The 377-nt window shown below is 52.3% G+C and carries 1 pseudogene; it reads right to left on the bottom strand.

Going from position 1 to position 377, the window contains the following annotated elements:
* Positions 1-172: 172 nt before the first annotated feature.
* A pseudogene (locus IEQ44_RS15625) lies at positions 173-377 on the bottom strand (hypothetical protein); the annotation flags it as partial.

Genomic DNA, 377 nt, shown 5'->3' with positions numbered 1-377 from the left:
TGGCATTATTAAAAAAGGCCACCTGAAAAGTGTGGCCTGAGGGGAGTTCGATGTAAACATTGCGGCAGTTGTATTGCCGGATGTGGCGTAAACGCCTTATCCAGCCTACCGCCGCGATCTGTAGGCCGGATAAGACGCGTCAAGCGTCGCATCAGGCATCGGTGCTGGCCTATTAAGACTCCAGCGCCAGCGCGCGGTTTCTGAATTTCAGCGCCTGATACAGCCAAATCATCAGTACCAGTCCTACACACGCCAGTGCGCCCCAGGTAATTTGATCAAATACTTCAATATATGCATTGATGGAGTAGTTGATCGCCCCGGAAGCATCAAACGAAGCCTGCGATGTCTGATCGGCAATCACGCCCGCCAGATAGTTC

This window comes from Nocardioides malaquae (genome assembly GCF_015070385.1).
Classification (GTDB): Bacteria; Actinomycetota; Actinomycetes; order Propionibacteriales; family Nocardioidaceae; genus Nocardioides; species Nocardioides malaquae.
The sequence above is the reverse complement of the archived record's forward strand: the minus strand, read 5'-3'. Positions and strand labels throughout refer to the sequence as shown.